General features: G+C 28.8%; 13 protein-coding genes, 1 pseudogene and 1 riboswitch. Of the genes and pseudogenes, 11 read left to right on the forward strand and 3 right to left on the reverse strand.

Annotated features, from left to right (window positions below):
• Positions 1-420: 420 nt before the first annotated feature.
• A complete protein-coding gene (locus NSA58_RS06240) occupies positions 421-612 on the reverse strand; it encodes a hypothetical protein (protein ID WP_039680429.1) in 192 nt (63 codons plus the stop codon).
• 222 nt (positions 613-834) lie between these two features.
• Between NSA58_RS06240 and cobT the strand changes: the two genes are divergently transcribed.
• Genes cobT through NSA58_RS06260 form a run of 4 tightly spaced genes read left to right on the forward strand, consistent with a single transcriptional unit; the run spans position 835 to position 3850 of the window.
• Entirely contained in the window at positions 835-1881 is a 1047-nt protein-coding gene (gene cobT / locus NSA58_RS06245) for a nicotinate-nucleotide--dimethylbenzimidazole phosphoribosyltransferase (protein WP_039680428.1), read from the forward strand.
• 20 nt (positions 1882-1901) lie between these two features.
• On the forward strand, positions 1902-2462 hold the full coding sequence (cobU, locus tag NSA58_RS06250; RefSeq protein ID WP_039680427.1) for a bifunctional adenosylcobinamide kinase/adenosylcobinamide-phosphate guanylyltransferase: 561 nt from the start codon (positions 1902-1904) through the stop codon (positions 2460-2462).
• 2 nt (positions 2463-2464) lie between these two features.
• Positions 2465-3232, forward strand: a complete 768-nt coding sequence (gene cobS, locus NSA58_RS06255) for an adenosylcobinamide-GDP ribazoletransferase (protein ID WP_074080058.1) — start codon at positions 2465-2467, stop codon at positions 3230-3232.
• 9 nt (positions 3233-3241) lie between these two features.
• A complete protein-coding gene (locus tag NSA58_RS06260) occupies positions 3242-3850 on the forward strand; it encodes a histidine phosphatase family protein (RefSeq protein ID WP_039680425.1) in 609 nt (202 codons plus the stop codon).
• A gap of 104 nt (positions 3851-3954) precedes the next feature.
• On the opposite strand, the gene NSA58_RS06265 is transcribed toward NSA58_RS06260, so the two are convergent.
• On the reverse strand, positions 3955-5070 hold the full coding sequence (locus NSA58_RS06265) for a 4-hydroxybutyrate dehydrogenase (protein ID WP_039680424.1): 1116 nt from the start codon (positions 5068-5070) through the stop codon (positions 3955-3957).
• A 450-nt stretch (positions 5071-5520) separates the two neighbouring features.
• Here NSA58_RS06265 and NSA58_RS06270 point away from each other — a divergent pair, with 450 nt between their 5' ends.
• From NSA58_RS06270 to NSA58_RS06305, 7 genes and pseudogenes are all read left to right on the forward strand, one after another.
• Entirely contained in the window at positions 5521-5814 is a 294-nt protein-coding gene (locus NSA58_RS06270; RefSeq protein WP_039680423.1) for a hypothetical protein, read from the forward strand.
• A gap of 704 nt (positions 5815-6518) precedes the next feature.
• Positions 6519-6955 (forward strand): annotated as a pseudogene (locus NSA58_RS06280) (aminotransferase class III-fold pyridoxal phosphate-dependent enzyme).
• 182 nt (positions 6956-7137) lie between these two features.
• Positions 7138-8064, forward strand: a complete 927-nt coding sequence (locus tag NSA58_RS06285) for an AAA family ATPase (RefSeq protein WP_039680422.1) — start codon at positions 7138-7140, stop codon at positions 8062-8064.
• A gap of 18 nt (positions 8065-8082) precedes the next feature.
• Positions 8083-9870 carry a VWA domain-containing protein gene (locus tag NSA58_RS06290; RefSeq protein WP_074080061.1) on the forward strand — a complete coding sequence of 596 codons (1788 nt, stop codon included), beginning with the start codon at positions 8083-8085 and terminating at the stop codon, positions 9868-9870.
• A 90-nt stretch (positions 9871-9960) separates the two neighbouring features.
• A riboswitch (cobalamin riboswitch) is annotated at positions 9961-10135 on the forward strand.
• A 378-nt stretch (positions 10136-10513) separates the two neighbouring features.
• On the forward strand, positions 10514-12754 hold the full coding sequence (gene pcrA, locus NSA58_RS06295) for a DNA helicase PcrA (protein WP_039680420.1): 2241 nt from the start codon (positions 10514-10516) through the stop codon (positions 12752-12754).
• A gap of 11 nt (positions 12755-12765) precedes the next feature.
• Positions 12766-14058 carry a M18 family aminopeptidase gene (locus tag NSA58_RS06300; RefSeq protein WP_039680419.1) on the forward strand — a complete coding sequence of 431 codons (1293 nt, stop codon included), beginning with the start codon at positions 12766-12768 and terminating at the stop codon, positions 14056-14058.
• 340 nt (positions 14059-14398) lie between these two features.
• Positions 14399-14923 carry a peptidylprolyl isomerase gene (locus NSA58_RS06305; RefSeq protein ID WP_039680418.1) on the forward strand — a complete coding sequence of 175 codons (525 nt, stop codon included), beginning with the start codon at positions 14399-14401 and terminating at the stop codon, positions 14921-14923.
• Positions 14924-15151: 228 nt separating this feature from the next.
• Here NSA58_RS06305 and NSA58_RS06310 read toward each other — a convergent pair whose 3' ends face one another.
• Positions 15152-16063: a manganese-dependent inorganic pyrophosphatase gene (locus NSA58_RS06310; protein ID WP_039680417.1), complete on the reverse strand. Its 912-nt coding sequence runs from the start codon at positions 16061-16063 to the stop codon at positions 15152-15154.
• Between the last annotated feature and the right edge of the window lie 82 nt (positions 16064-16145).

The raw sequence follows: 16145 nt of genomic DNA on the forward strand, positions 1-16145 counted from the left end.
GAATTAAAATAATTAGGAAATAATAAAATAACAAATAATTCTACAATTTATGATTTTATAGATTAGGAATCTAATAAATTTTACGGAAAATATTAAATAATTAAGAGGAAAAAACAAAATAACCTAGAATTACTTATATAAGCTAATAATCTTAGTTGGGAAGTGAGTTTATGAAGAAAACTATGTCAAAAGTTGTTAACTTTCAAGAGTATAAGGAGAAAAAGAAGAATCTAGAAGTTGATAGAAAAGAGCTTCTAGAACTTATTAAACAAATAGTGACTACCAAATAGAAGATATTGTAACCATCTAATTATGTTTTATTAAAGATTAATAGTAAAAATTATATATTGAGTTATAAAAATATATATTATTATGTCAATTTGTTTTAAAATAATAAAGGGGAGCTTATGCTCCCTTTTATTATGACATTCTTAAACCACTAATATAATCTTGGAACTGAGAAAATTCATTTTCATCCTGAAGATTTACTACTTTAGATTTTTCTTCATCGAAATTTTTCAGATATATATTTCTATTACCTTCAGTTCCATCTTGATAAATACATCTATAACCATCTTCATATAGGTTCTTTAAATCATTGAAATTTTCCATTCAATCATCTCCTTAAATATATTTATCTACTTATATTTTTTGATTATAAAGAGATACTATTCTATCAGATAAAAATACCTATGATTCCAAGAAATGTTTAAAAAATACACAAAATACTAGATAGTTTTTATATATAACAATATAATTATTGTATGAAACATAATAAATAAGAGACATTTTAAATAAATTACAAAAACAAAAAATATAAGGGGGATAGCAACAGTGAATTTAATAGAAAGTATATCAAGAAATATTTATCCATTAGAAGAGAAATATATAAAACAAGCAGAAGAGAGATTAAATAGACTTATAAAACCTACAGGAAGCTTAGGTAAGATGGAGAATATTTGTGCCCAACTGGCTGGGATATATGGTAGAAAATATTTTGATACATCAAAAAAAGTTATAATAGCTTTCGGAGCAGATCATGGAGTTTACGAAGAAGGAGTAGCACCAGATCCTCAAAATATTACTATATTACAATTTCAAAACTTCCCTAAAAAAATAAATGGTGTGGGAACAATTTCAAAATTTGTAGGAGCAGATGTATTAGCAGTTGATGTAGGAATAAATTGTGATGAAAAAATAGAAGGTGTAGTTGACTATAAAATAAGAAAAGGAACATCTAACATGGCAAAAGGACCTGCTATGACTAGATTAGAAGCTGAACAGTGTATATCTATAGGAATTGAAATGGCAGAAAAATGTATACAAGATGACTATACATTAATTGGTATAGGAGAAATGGGAATAGCAAATACTACACCATCTACAGCTATAGTTTCAGTTTTTGGAAATTATGATCCAGAAGAGATTACTGGTATAGGTGCAGGTTTAAAGAAAGAATTGATTAAACACAAAGCCGAAGTAATAAGAAAATCTATAGAGCTTAATAAACCTAATCCAAAAGATGCAGTAGATGTTTTATCTAAGGTGGGTGGATTCGAAATAGGCGCTATGGCAGGTGTGATTTTAGGGTGTGCAGCCAATAGAATACCTGTTGTATTAGATGGATTTATATCTTATGCAGCAGCACTGTTAGCTTATCATATTAATTCAAATACAAAGGATTATATGATAGCATCTCATTTATCTGCAGAACCAGGGACAAAAAAAGCACTAGATATTATGGGGTTACAACCATTCTTAGATATGGATATGAGATTAGGAGAAGGAAGTGGAGCAGCATTATCTTTTAACATAATTGAAGCTGCAAATTATGTATATAAAAATATGGCGACATTTGATGAAATAGATATGGGAAGATAAATATCTAAAGGAGAACATTTATGAGCAATATCATTTTAGTTACAGGGGGAGCAAGATCAGGAAAAAGCAATTTTGCAGAATCTCTTTGTATAAAACAGAATAATAAAACGGCATATATTGCCACATCGATAGCATTTGATGACGAAATGAAAAATAGAGTAAAAAAACACCAAGAAAGTAGACCAAAAGAATGGAAGACCTATGAAATATATAAAGATATATATTCAATAGTGGAAGAATTGGATAAAACTCATGACACAGTAATAATGGACTGTGTTACTCTTATGGTTAATAATTTGATGTTTACTTATGGAATAGAAGTAGATGAAGCTACTTCTGAAGAATTAAATGAATTGGAAAACTATATAAAAGATCAAATAAATAAATTACTAGAAGCTGTTAAGCAAACAAATTTATATTTTGTAATAGTAACTAATGAAGTTGGAATGGGAATTGTACCAGAAAATAAATTGTCTAGAATCTATGGAGATTTTGTTGGTAGAGCTAATCAATTAATAAGTAAATATAGTGATGAGGTTTATTTTGTTGTAAGTGGAATTCCTATGAAAGTGAAGGGATAATTATGAAAAGATTTATAGGATTACTACAATTTATGACTAGAATACCTATTAAAGCAGATATAGGATTTGATGAAGAGTTCCACAAATCTATAGTATATTTTCCACTAGTTGGATTTGTCATAGGATTGATTTCTTTTTTTATAGGAAGTTTAGCAATTAGAATATTTGATCCATTTATAACATCAATACTTATTGTTGCAGGAGAGGTTATATTAACGGGTGGTTTACATATTGATGGCTTAGGAGATACCTTTGATGCCATATATAGTAATAGAGATAAAGATAGAATGTTGGAAATAATGAAAGATTCTAGGCTGGGAACAAACTCTCTTTTAGCAATCCTATTTTTAGTATTAATAAAAATAGGATTATTAAATTCTGCAATCAATAGTAACCTTATGTATTTGATAATATTTATGCCTATGATATCTCGCTTGGGAGTTATAATTATGCTTTACAAGACTGTCACACCAAGGAAAGTTGGTATGGGTAACATATTTATTGGGAAGGCAACTTTAGGTATGTTTATAACTGCCATAGTATATACTATTGTGATTATTGTAGCTATTAGTAAGTTTATATTTTTATCTACTGATTTTAATATTATAATACTACTGCTATCTATTGTGGTGGTAATGATATTTGATTATTTATTTAAAAATCATATTTATAAGAAAATTGATGGTGTAACAGGAGATATATTAGGATGTACTATTGAACTAGGAGAGTTAATATTTTTATTATTTTCCTATATAGTTATTCTGATTTAAGGTGATGAAATGATAAAGTTAATTTTAGTGAGGCATGGTACAACTATTTGTAATGAAGGAGGAGCTTTTTCTGGGCTTACAGATAGCAAATTAAGTGAAGAAGGTAATGAGCAAGCTAATAAGCTTACGCAATATTTAAAAGATGAAAATATAGATAGAATATATACAACGCCTTTTTCTAGAACTAAAGAAACAGTTAAAAAATTGGCTGAAATTAAGAATATTCAAATTGAAGAGAGAAGTCAATTGAATGAAATAAATTTTGGTGATTTTGAAGGTCTCTCGTTTAAAGGAATAGAAAAGGAATACCCAGAAGAAATAGAAAAAATGATAAAAGAAGGATTTGAATACAAGTATCCTAATGGTGAAAGTTTAGTAGATACTTTTATAAGGGTAAGACATGAAGTGAAGAAAATAATAAGTGATAATGAAAATTCAACTGTACTCATTTGTTCTCATGGAGGTACAATTAGAAATATAATTTCTTATTTATTGTGTGATGATTATAAATATCATTGGAATTTTAGAATAGATAATTGCTCTATCACTGAAATAGAAGTAGATAATAATTTTGCTGTAATTAATAAATTAAATGATAAGACTTATTTTGAATTATAAAAAATTCGATTCGCTCATGTCGCCAACGAGATACCTTTGCGTCGCTTCAGGCAACTACGTTTCTAAAAAATAAGAACCTAGCCACGTGGCTAGGTTCTTATTTTTTAATATAAAGTTTTATAAATATTATAAATAGTATCTCTGTCTAAGGTAACATAAGCATTTGACATGAGTCTTCCTTGTTTAGTAAGCACATTGTCTGTGAAAAGTAGCAAATCTTCTTCAGTGGCTCCATATCCTTTTAAAGATTTCTTTGGAAGTATTTTGTAAAGTAGTTTCTCTAACTCTTCAAAGACCTCTTCTTCAGAACAATTAAGAATTTCTACTAAAATATTATTAAGTCTTTTAATTTTTCCATTTGGATTTAATTTTTTATATGTTTTAAATATTTCTGTAAAGCAAACATAATTAGCTTCTCCATGAGGGACATGATAAACTGAACCTAAAGGATAACTCATTGCGTGAACAGCACCAGTTCCTGCGTTACCAAAAGCGATACCTGCATAAGTACTAGCAATTAAGAAATCATATAGAAGATTATTTAAGTCATCTTTTCGATTAACTACAATATTTTTAAATCCATTTAAAATCATTTTCATAGATTCTACAGAGTACATTTCCGTGAAAACAGAAGCCTTTGGAGATACAAAAGATTCAATTGCATGAATAAGAGCATCAATTGAGCTGGCAGCAAAAACTTTAAATGGTAATACCTTTAATAATTCTGGTATTAATACAGCATAGTCAGCAAGAATTTCATCATGGGCAAGACCTAACTTACTATTAATTGAGCTTAAATGAAGAACAGATATATTAGTAACTTCACTACCAGTACCACAGGTTGTTGGAATAAGTATTAATTCTTTATTTTTAACAGGCTCAAATTTCTTTTCGAATAAGTCACATACTGGTGTGATTTGTTCTAAAGCAAAAAGTTTGGCTACATCTAATATACTTCCGCCACCGATTCCTATAACTCTTTTATAATCAATATTTTTGACTTGATTATAAATTTTTTCAACCATTACATCACTAGGTTCACCACTACCAAAATCTCTTCTATATATTATAGTGGCGTCTTTAATGAAGGCCTCAAAAAATGGTTTATAGATATACTCATTTGTTATTATTAGATCATTTTTATTTATATTGAATTTTGAACAAAATTCTTCGCACTTATCAAAAGTAAGTATCTCTGGATATAATTTAAAACTTTTCATATGTAATCCTTTCAATTAATTTAAAATTTTTATTTAATTATAATATGAGTCATATTATGTTTATTATATCATAAGATATTTAGTAAAATTAGAAATGAAATTTATAAGCAAATAAAAAGTTAGAAAAATAATCAAAAAATATTGACAGGTGTTTAAAATACGTATATTATTCATTAATAAATACAAAATATGTAAATCCAGTGAAGAAGATAGTAGCATAATAGGTAATCTTGCCTTAAAAGATAGAGTGAATAGAACTTATTTGTTAGACAAAGAGTATTATACGAAGCGAATTTTGATCAAAGGATTTATCTGAAGTGGTAACGAGGATATATCGTTGCCGATACGAACATAGTGAGTTTTGTTAATTAGAGTGGTACCGCGGATTTTCGCCTCTTAGTAATTTTACTGAGAGGCTTTTTTAATGTAAATAAATAAGGAGAAATATAAATGGATAAAATGAAAGTTGGAATTATAGCAGCTACTGGGTATGTTGGAGTGAAACTTATAAGGTTGCTATCAAATCATTCTGATGTTGAAATAAGTGCTCTAGGGGCAAATTTATTTATTGATGAATATATAAATGATATTTATTCTAATTTAGGAGAAAATTATAAAATTAAGTGTATGGAAAATGAAAAAGTCATAGATAATTGTGATTTTTTATTTATGGCTCTACCACATGGAGTTAGTGAAAAATTTGTAATAGATGTATTAAAAAAGAAAGAAAGTTGCGGATTTTAGATTAAAAGATGAGGTACAACATATGGGTTAAGAAAGGTCAACTGCCTGGGGATGTGATTTGACTTATGAGTATGTAAGAATAAATGGAAGTTATGGAGTTAAAAAATGATTAATGATGAGAAAGCTAAAATTTTAGTTTAAAGCTTACCATATATAGAAAAATATAGTGGTAAAACCATGGTAGTAAAATACGGTGGTTCAGCAATGCAAAATGATAGATTAAAAGATTCTGTTATGGAAGATATCATACTGATGAGCTATGTGTGAATAAATGTGGTTTTAGTTCATGGTGGAGGAAAAGAAATTAATGCAGTTTTAGATAAATTAAATATGAAAAAAGAATTTATAAACGTTCTTAGATATACAGATGAAGATACTATGGAAGTGGTTTAAATGGTTCTCTCAGGAAAGGTTAATAAGGATTTTGTTTTAAAAATAAATAGCAAAGGTGGAAATGCATTAGGCTTTTGTGGATGAGTATGGGAATTCTTATAATATTAACGGTGATTTGGCAGCATCAGCCATAGCAAAGGAATTGAAAGCATAAAAATTAATACTACTTACCGACGTGCCAGGATTATTAAAAGAAGTAATAAAAATTTGTCATGAAAAAGATATTCTTGTTATATTTGATGAAGTTCAATGTAGTATAGGAAGAAGTTGGAAAATTATCTGCTTATAATCATTATAATTTACAACCTGATATAGTAGCTCTTGATAAGGGTATAGGAGCGGGGCTTCTGATAAGTGGAGTTTTAACGAATAAAAAAACAAGTGATATGCTACATCCAGGAGATCATGGTTTAACTTTTGGAGGAAATACATTGCAATGACAGCAGTATCAGTAGTTTTTGATGAAATAGAAACACCAGGTTTTTATGAAGAAGCTGAATTTAAGGGAAAATATATAATGAATTACATCAAAAATATTAATAGTCATAAGGTTATCGAGGTAAGGGGAAAAGGTATTATGATAGGTGTAGAGCTAAATGTTAATGCACCAGATATAATAGATAAGTGTATTGAAGAAGGAGTACTATTCTTAAAAACAGATGAAAATGTTATAAGAATTCTGCCGCAATTAGTAATTACATATGATGAAATAAATAAAGGTATAGAAGTACTAAAAAAATATTTGTAATTAGTTAAAGGTGAGAAATTTAATTTTATAACCTTTGATTTTATATAAAATACTAAAAACATTACTTAATTTTAAACAAATATACTATACTTTTATTAAGTGCAAAAACTAAATAGTTTTAATTAGAAAACAAATTAAAAGGATATAATAATAACAAGTATTACTTACAAAAGGAGATTATTATGGATATAATAGAAAACTTAAAAATTCAAGGGGTAAGTGATTCTCTTATAGAGGATGTATTACATTTTAGAAAAGAATTTAAAGTCGATAAAGAAGTGGAGCATAGAGTAACAAAATCACCAGCATTCTATATTGGAGAAGATATATTGTCTATGTGCATATCTGCTATTTTAGAAGAAGAAAATATATTACTATCTGGACCAAAGGCTACGGGTAAAAACTTACTTTCAGATAATTTATCAGAGATATTCGGGAGACCACAGTGGAATACGTCCTTTCATATAAATACAGACAGTTCATCACTAATTGGAACAGATACTTTCATTGATAATGAAGTAAAACTTAGAAGGGGATCTGTATATGAATGTGCGCTTCATGGTGGTTTTGGAGTTTTTGATGAAATAAACATGGCAAAAAATGATGCCATAGTTGTGGTCCACTCGGCATTAGACTATAGAAGGGTTATAGATGTGCCTGGATATGAAAGAATAAATCTTCATCCGGCTACTAGATTTATAGGCACTATGAATTATGAATATGCAGGAACAAAGGAATTAAACGAAGCTTTAGTTTCTAGATTTTTAGTAATAGATATACCAGCAGTAAATGAAGATAAATTAATGATGATATTGCAAAGAGAGTTTCCTTGCACAGATTCAGAAAAGCTAAACCAATTTGCAGGAATTTTCTTGGACTTACAATTAAAATCACAAAATGGAGAAATATCTACAAAAGCAATAGATTTAAGAGGATTAATAGGAGCTTTAAAAACTATTAAAAGAGGACTTAGACCAACTCTTGCTATAAATATGGGTCTTACAGGAAAGACTTTTGATATTTATGAAAAAGAAATTGTTGAGGATATTATTAGAACAAGAATACCAGAAAAATGGGAAAGCAAAGATATATTTCCTAATTTAAAATAACCTAAAGTAGGTGAGAGCATGAGTGTGAATACTAATTGGATATATAACAATTATGAGTTTGAAAATAGAGTAAATAACTTGGCTTGGACTGTTTCTGGTATGTATGATGAAGATATAGACTCCAGTGAAAAAGATTATTCATCTAAGGATGTTTCTTTATATTTTGGTATAATTGCTGGAGCAAGAAGGAAGTACTTGGATTGGGATATAATAAAAAAATACCTAATGAGTAGAATAAAAAAATCCTATAATAAGGATATATTATATACCTTAATTGAGCTAGTTCTTAACTCTATAGTAGAAGATAAGGTAATAAATGAGAGACCAGGTGTAGCAGAAATAAGAAGCAAAGCTTACAAAGATGTACTTGTGAATTATAGTAAAATTCATAAGGAAGATATATTACAGACATTAAGGTATACTTTTATTCTTCAAGCTATGGACAGGCATCCTGTAGTGGATGGTTTAACTAGAAGAATAATTAGAGATATAAAGGCTATTGATTGTAATGATGATTTAATGACTATATTAAAAAGGCTGGATGAAATTTATTTAACTTATTTTGAAGTTATAATGAACTCTCAAATGGAAAATTCTCAAGTAATTGAGAAAGATATAGAAAATGTAAATGTAGATTTTGATACTTTTTCAGATTTTATGTATGAAGAGTTATATATGGATGAAGAAACAGAAACTATAGAAAGTGAAATTAATAATATAAGTAATTCTATGTTAGTTGAAAATTTAGGTGAAATGGGCTATGGAGATTTAGAAAAATCACCAAATAGGATAATTTATGTGGATGAAGTTATGGCTCAAAAAATTTACGACAAGGTAGGATATTACTATGGAAAAACTTTTTTGAGTGAAAGTGAAGTGAAAAAATTTGAAACTAAACACTGTAGAGGTATTCATGAGGGATGTAGAATTCACTTCACAGATGGAGTATTGCGTAGTGAATGTAACAATGCTTTTCAACTAAAATATGTTACTAGGCAAAAAGAAAATAATTTATATAAATATAGAGATAATATTAAATTACATAAAAGAAGCATTAATAAACTAAAGGAAAGTATATCAAGAATATTAGTAGAAGAAAGTGCTATTGATAGAATTTATTCTGATGGAGGAACTATTTGTGCCAATAGGGCATGGAGAATAGGAAGAAGTAATAATACCAAAGTATTTTATAAAGATATACGAAATGAAAAAGGAAAATATGTAATAGATATATTGCTAGATGCCAGCGGCTCACAAAGTAGAAATCAATTTAATGTGGCTATACAAGCATATATAATTGCTATGGCATTAACTTCTGTAGGTATTCCAAATAGGGTTATGGGATATCTAAGTTTTTTAGATTACACCATATTGAAACGATATAGAAATTATAACGATGATATTAATTCTTGTGAAAATATATTCGAATATTTTTCAGCAGGAAATAATAGAGATGGACTAGCAATAAAGGCAACTTGTGATGATTTAATAGAAAGAGAAGAAGAAAATAAAATTCTTATAGTTCTTAGTGATGGAAAGCCTAATGATGTGAAAATTGGGAAAGATAGATCTAGAAGTTTAAGAGGAGAAGCATCATATAAAGGTATTATTGGAGTGAAAGACACAGCTTTAGAAGTTAGAAAAGCAAGAAAGCAAGGTATACTTGTACTGGGAGTTTTTACTGGCAAAGAAAGCGATTTAGATGCAGAAAAAATGATTTATGGCAAAGACTTTATTTATACTAAGGATATAGAAAGATTTGCAGATATTGTTGCTATGTATTTGAAGAAAATAATAAAAAATTAAAATATTTTAGGAAAACATATATCGAAATATTTGGTAAAAAATAACAAATTATTTTATTTATGTGCTATAATTATATTAGTTCAAAATTAAATTAATTAAAATATTTTAGGTTCTTGTTTAAGATTAATAGGGAAAAAGGTGAGATACCTTTGCAGCCCCCGCTACTGTAATGTGGACGAAACTTTTAACCACTGTGGAAAACATGGGAAGGAAAAGAAGTAGGATGAAGCAGAGCCAGGAGACCTGCCTATAATATAAAGCCATTTCTTCGGGGAAGGAGAAATATCTTAATAAAAATTTTTATTTGAAGATATTGTGCCTAACTTGAAGTTAGGCACTTTTTACATATAATGAAATTATATTATCATAGCGCTCACATAGTGGCTTAAAGTGGTAACGAAGCTATTTCATTTATATGATCGAAGTGAATTTTAAATTGCCCTCAACCTATTTTATTTCAAAATAGTTTGAAAATAGAATAACCCTTAACCTATGCCTTAGGATTCTCCAAAGTCCTAAGGCCTTTTTTTGAGGAATAGTATTTTATAATTTATTCATGGGAATTATTATAGTATTATGAAATTTGAAGAAAAATCAGAATTAGATTAAAATATATTTATATGAGCATTATAGGAGGATATATATGATTTCAGATATAATAGAAAAATTAAATCCCGCTCAGAGAGAAGCAGTAGAGAATACAGAAGGCGCTGTATTAATACTTGCTGGAGCTGGGTCAGGAAAGACTAGAGTTTTAACTACTAGAATAGGATATCTTATGGAAGATAAGGATGTTAAAGCCGAAAATATATTAGCAATAACATTTACTAATAAGGCTGCCAATGAGATGAGGGAAAGGGTAGAAGAAACTTTGGAAGGAACCGATACTAAAGAAATGTGGATTACAACATTCCACTCTTGCTGTGTTCGTATCCTTAGAAAAAGTATAAATAAAATAGGTTATAACAGAAGTTTCGTTATATATGATAGTCCAGACCAAGTAACTTTAATTAAAGACTGTATGAGAGAGTTGGACATTAGTGATAAAGCCTTTGACCCTAAATATGTATTAAGTTGCATATCTAATGCAAAGGATAAACTATATTCTCCTAAAAAGTATTTAAAATTAAATGAAGGAGATATATCTAAAACAAAAGTAGGGGAAATATATGCCCTATATCAAGATCGTTTAAAAAGAAATAGTGCACTAGACTTTGATGATTTAATAATGAAAACAGTTGAGTTATTTAAAGAATGTCCAGATGTATTAGACTTTTATAGAAATAAATTTAGATACATAATGGTCGATGAATATCAAGATACAAGTAAAGCTCAATATGAGTTAATAAAATTATTAGCTAAGCAACATCAAAATATTTGTGTTGTTGGAGATGATGATCAAAGTATTTATGGTTGGAGAGGCGCTGACATAAGAAACATTCTTGAATTCGAAAGAGATTATGATAATGTTAAAATAGTAAAACTTGAGCAAAACTACAGGTCAACACAAGTAATATTGGATGCAGCTAACCATGTTATTGCTAATAATACAGAAAGAAAAAGAAAAAGACTTTGGAGTGATAAAAAGGAAGGGCAGCTAATAAAAATTCAATTGGCAGAAAATGAAATTGAAGAAGGTGATTTCATAATAAATACTATTTCATATATGAAAAGATATGAAGATAGAGATTACAAAGATTTTGCAGTTTTATATAGAGCCAATGCCCAAGCTCGTTCTGTGGAAGATGCTTTAAATAGAGCGGGGATACCATACAATATTTATGGTGGTATAAAATTCTATGAAAGGAAAGAAATAAAGGATATTATAGCTTATCTTAGAGTAATACAAAATCCTCAGGATGATGTATCTTTAAAAAGAATAATTAATGTTCCTAGACGTGGTATAGGACTTAGAACTATAGAAAAAATAGAAGACAGAGCTAGTTTAAAAGAAGAAAGTATTTATTCCGTACTTATTGATATAGAAGATAACTCAGATATATCGAGAAAAGCTAGAGCAAGTATAAGTGAATTTGTAGATTTAATGTCCACACTAAGAAGTTTTACAGGAATATATACTGTTAGCCAAGTAATTGAAAAAGTATTAGATATAACAGGATATAAGGATGAATTGTTAAAAGAAAAGAACAATGAAGGGGAAGATAGATTAGAAAACTTACAAGAACTTATATCAGTTGCTCTAGAGTTTGAGAGTTCAAGTGATGATAAGAGTTTAGAATCATTCCTAACAAATGTTGCACTTAATGCAGAACCAGATAATGAAGAAGAAGAAGAAGATAGAGTTTCATTAATGACTATACATTCATCAAAAGGTCTTGAATTCCCGGTTGTATTTTTAGCAGGAATGGAGGAAAAAATATTCCCAATTTCTAGGGCTATTCAATCTATGAAAGATAGCGATATAGAAGAAGAAAGAAGGCTTTGTTACGTTGGAATAACTAGGGCAAAGGAAGAATTATTCTTAACATTGACAAGAAAGAGAACTCTATATGGTAGAACTAATCCTTCAATCGCATCTAGATTTATAGAAGAGTTGCCAGATGAGTGTATAGAAAGATTAAATAAAGAACAAAAAGAATTATCTTTTTCAAAAGCTAATTATAATATACTTGATAAATATACTCAAAAATACAAGATGAATAATATGAACAAGGTTGAAGCAGCTAAAAAAGCAAATGCAACTATAAAAAATACATCAAATGAAAGCAACATAGACGACTTGAAACTTGGTGCTAAGGTACATCATCCTAAGTTTGGGCTAGGGACAGTAGTTGCCTTAAAAGGTCCAGATGTTACTATAGCATTCGATAATCAGGGTATAAAAACTATAAATAAAGAATATACAACTTTAGACTTAGTTTAATAGGAGGAGCTATGAAAAAACAATTTGCCGAGAATTTAATAGATTATATTTATAATAGTCCAACTGCATTTAATGCAGTAAAAACTAGTAAAGATTTACTAATGAAAAATGGATTTAAAGAATTAAAAATGAATGAGAAATGGCAACTGAAAGTTGGAGGAAAGTATTTTATAACAAAGAATGCATCTTCTTTAACAGCCTTTGTAGTAAATTCTGACAATATGCAAGAAGGCTTTAGAATAATAGGGTCTCATAGTGATTCACCTACATTTAGGATTAAACCTGATGCAGAAATGACTGTGGAAAATACTTATTTAAAATTAAATACTGAAGGCTACGGTGGATCAATACTAAGTACTTGGTTTGATAGACCATTATCAATTGCAGGTAGAGTAGTATTAAAATCTGAAGATATATTGTGTCCAAGAGAAGAAATAATTAATATAAATAGACCAATTTGTATAATACCAAACTTAGCTATTCACATGAATAGAACAGTAAACGATGGTTATAAGTTTAACAAACAAAAAGATACACTACCTCTAGTAGGATTACTAAATGAAACATTAGAAAAAGATGAGTTTCTATTAAAGGAAATAAGTAAAGCATTAAATATAAATAAAGAAGATATTCTTGATTTTGATTTATATTTATATGAATATGAAAAAGGAAGCATAATTGGTCCAAATGAAGAGTTTATATCTTCTTCTAGGTTAGATAACTTGTCTATGGCACATGCTAGTTTATATGCTTTAATAGATTCAAAAGGTAAAAAAGGTATAAATGTAGTTGCTATATTTGATAATGAAGAGGTAGGAAGTTCTACAAAACAAGGAGCTGATTCCAATATGTTACTAAACCTATTGGAACGAATTTGTATAAGTTTGAAAAAAGACAGAGAAGACTTCATTTCAGCTATTTATTCATCTTTTATGATATCGGCAGATTTGGCTCATGCTCTTCATCCTAATATTGTTGAAAAACATGATCCTACAAATAGACCAGTAATGGGTGGTGGGCCTGTAATAAAAATTAGCGCAAATCAATCATATACAAGTGATGCTTTTTCGGCAGGAATATACAAAAGTATATGTGAAAAATGTGGAGTAAAATATCAACAATTCGTAAATAGATCTGATGAGAGAGGTGGATCAACAATTGGGCCTATTTCATCAACACATTTAGACATTAATTCTGTGGATATTGGAAGTCCAATTTTATCTATGCATTCTGTAAGGGAACTTGGAAGTGTAGAAGATCACTACAATATATATAAAACATTTGTCGGATTTTATCAAATATAAGAAAATAATGATGAAAAATTCTGTAAATTGTTTTTGAAAATGTGGATAAGGGTTGAATAAGATGTTGATAAGCTGTAGATAAGTGGATAACTATGTGGATAATATGATTATAAAACGTAATGTTTTTTTTATATGTACAAATAAAAACTTTGTAATATAGTGGATAAAAATGAATTTTAAGGTATGTGGATATTGTGGATAGAAATGCTAAGATATCCACAGATATTTTATTAAACTGTTTTTAAGCATGGTAAAAAAATAATAGAGTAGTTATTTTTTTACAACTTAGTATATAATAATATATGAAAATACATAACAACTAAAGAAAGAAGGTAAAAATATGGAAAATAAAAATCCTATAGTAACTATAGAAATGGAAAATGGAAAAACTATAAAAGTTGAACTATATCCTCATATAGCTCCAAATACAGTAAATAACTTTATAAGCTTAATAGATAACCATTACTATGATGGAATTATATTCCACAGAGTAATAAGAGGTTTCATGATTCAAGGTGGATGCCCACAAGGAACTGGAATGGGTGGGCCAGGATATTCAATAAAAGGTGAGTTCAATAGTAATGGGTTCGCTAACAACTTAAGACATGAGAGAGGGGTAATCTCTATGGCAAGAACTATGATGCCAAATAGTGCTGGTTCTCAATTCTTCATAATGCATAAAAACTCTCCACACCTAGATGGACAATATGCTGGATTTGGTAGAGTAATAGAAGGAATGGATGTAGTAGATGAAATAGCTGATACTCCAGTTGATAGAGGAGACAGACCTAAAGCTGATCAAAAAATAAAAACTATGACAGTTGAAAAGTTCGGTGTAGACTATCCAGAAGTAGAAAAAATGTAGTAAATGGTATAAATAGAAATAAATACTATTTACAACTGGTGCTACATCATTTACAATATTTAAAGTAAATCCTAAAAATATAAACACAAACACCAGAATGAATAAACCATTGTAACAATGAGCAGAAAAATATTTTATAAAGAAAGTACTATTCTATAATACTTTCAAAATAAAAAATGACACAGATTAATCTGTGTCATTTTTTATTTCCTAGTTATACAATTTTGATTATATATTTTTAACCGCATCAGTTAATTTAGGTACTAATTGTTTCTTTCTTGAAACAACACCTTCAGCAAATACACCTTGAGAAGCATCTACACCAAAAGCTTCAGATATTACTTTATCTTCACCTTTGTAGATTAAATAAGAACCTTCGTTTATTATATCAGTTACAGCAAGAACTAACATGTCAAACTCAGTTGCATTTATGTAAGATAAGAACTCTTCTTTTTTAGATAAAACGGCATCTATATCTAAAGTCATAACTTGTCCTATACCAACTCTTTTGCCACTCATGTCGAATTCTTTGAAGTCCATGTTTACTATTTCTTCTATAGAGAATCCTTCTAAAGAAGTTCCAGCTTTAAACATTTCCATTCCGTATTTTTCGTAGTCAACTTTAGCTATTTCAGCTAATGCTAAAGCAGCTTCTTTATCTTTTTCTGTAGTAGTTGGAGATTTGAATATTAATGTATCTGATAATATTGCAGATAATAATAATCCAGCTATTTCATAAGGTATTTCTACGTTGTTTTCTTTATATAAGTTATAGATTATTGTACAAGTACATCCAACAGGCATTATTCTTACTGATATTGGAAGGTCAGTAGAAAGGCATCCTATTTTGTGGTGATCTATTACTTCTACTAAGTTAGCTTCTGCTATATCATCTGCAGTTTGTGCAACCTCGTTGTGGTCAACTAAAACAACATTTTGTCCCTTTATTGCCCCAGCTGGTAATACTTCTGGTGCATTTACCTTGAAGTAGTCTAAAACAAACTTAGCTTCTTTTCTAGGTTCTTCTAAAGCATAAGCTTTAGCTTCAACCCCTAATTGTTTTTTTAAATATGCTAATGATACTGCTGAGCATATTGAATCAGTGTCAGGACTTTTATGTCCGAAAACAAATAAACTCATATGTAAAACTCCTCTCATAAATTACTAATAGTAATTAACTCATTGTATTTTTATTAAAATCACATATGAAAATTAATATGCA

The sequence above is a fragment of the Terrisporobacter muris genome, assembly GCF_024621905.1.
In the GTDB taxonomy this organism is placed as follows: Bacteria; Bacillota; Clostridia; order Peptostreptococcales; family Peptostreptococcaceae; genus Terrisporobacter; species Terrisporobacter muris.

What these genes read in the sequence shown, in the direction of transcription:
- NSA58_RS06305 (WP_039680418.1), top strand. Translation starts at nt 14,399, where the DNA reads ATGGAAAATAAAAATCCTATAGTAACTATAGAAATGGAAAATGGAAAA.
- cobU (WP_039680427.1), top strand. Translation starts at nt 1,902, where the DNA reads ATGAGCAATATCATTTTAGTTACAGGGGGAGCAAGATCAGGAAAAAGC.
- NSA58_RS06285 (WP_039680422.1), top strand. Translation starts at nt 7,138, where the DNA reads ATGGATATAATAGAAAACTTAAAAATTCAAGGGGTAAGTGATTCTCTT.
- NSA58_RS06310 (WP_039680417.1), bottom strand. Translation starts at nt 16,063, where the DNA reads ATGAGTTTATTTGTTTTCGGACATAAAAGTCCTGACACTGATTCAATA.
- cobS (WP_074080058.1), top strand. Translation starts at nt 2,465, where the DNA reads ATGAAAAGATTTATAGGATTACTACAATTTATGACTAGAATACCTATT.
- pcrA (WP_039680420.1), top strand. Translation starts at nt 10,514, where the DNA reads ATGATTTCAGATATAATAGAAAAATTAAATCCCGCTCAGAGAGAAGCA.
- NSA58_RS06290 (WP_074080061.1), top strand. Translation starts at nt 8,083, where the DNA reads ATGAGTGTGAATACTAATTGGATATATAACAATTATGAGTTTGAAAAT.
- NSA58_RS06265 (WP_039680424.1), bottom strand. Translation starts at nt 5,070, where the DNA reads ATGAAAAGTTTTAAATTATATCCAGAGATACTTACTTTTGATAAGTGC.
- NSA58_RS06300 (WP_039680419.1), top strand. Translation starts at nt 12,766, where the DNA reads ATGAAAAAACAATTTGCCGAGAATTTAATAGATTATATTTATAATAGT.
- NSA58_RS06270 (WP_039680423.1), top strand. Translation starts at nt 5,521, where the DNA reads ATGGATAAAATGAAAGTTGGAATTATAGCAGCTACTGGGTATGTTGGA.
- NSA58_RS06260 (WP_039680425.1), top strand. Translation starts at nt 3,242, where the DNA reads ATGATAAAGTTAATTTTAGTGAGGCATGGTACAACTATTTGTAATGAA.
- NSA58_RS06240 (WP_039680429.1), bottom strand. Translation starts at nt 612, where the DNA reads ATGGAAAATTTCAATGATTTAAAGAACCTATATGAAGATGGTTATAGA.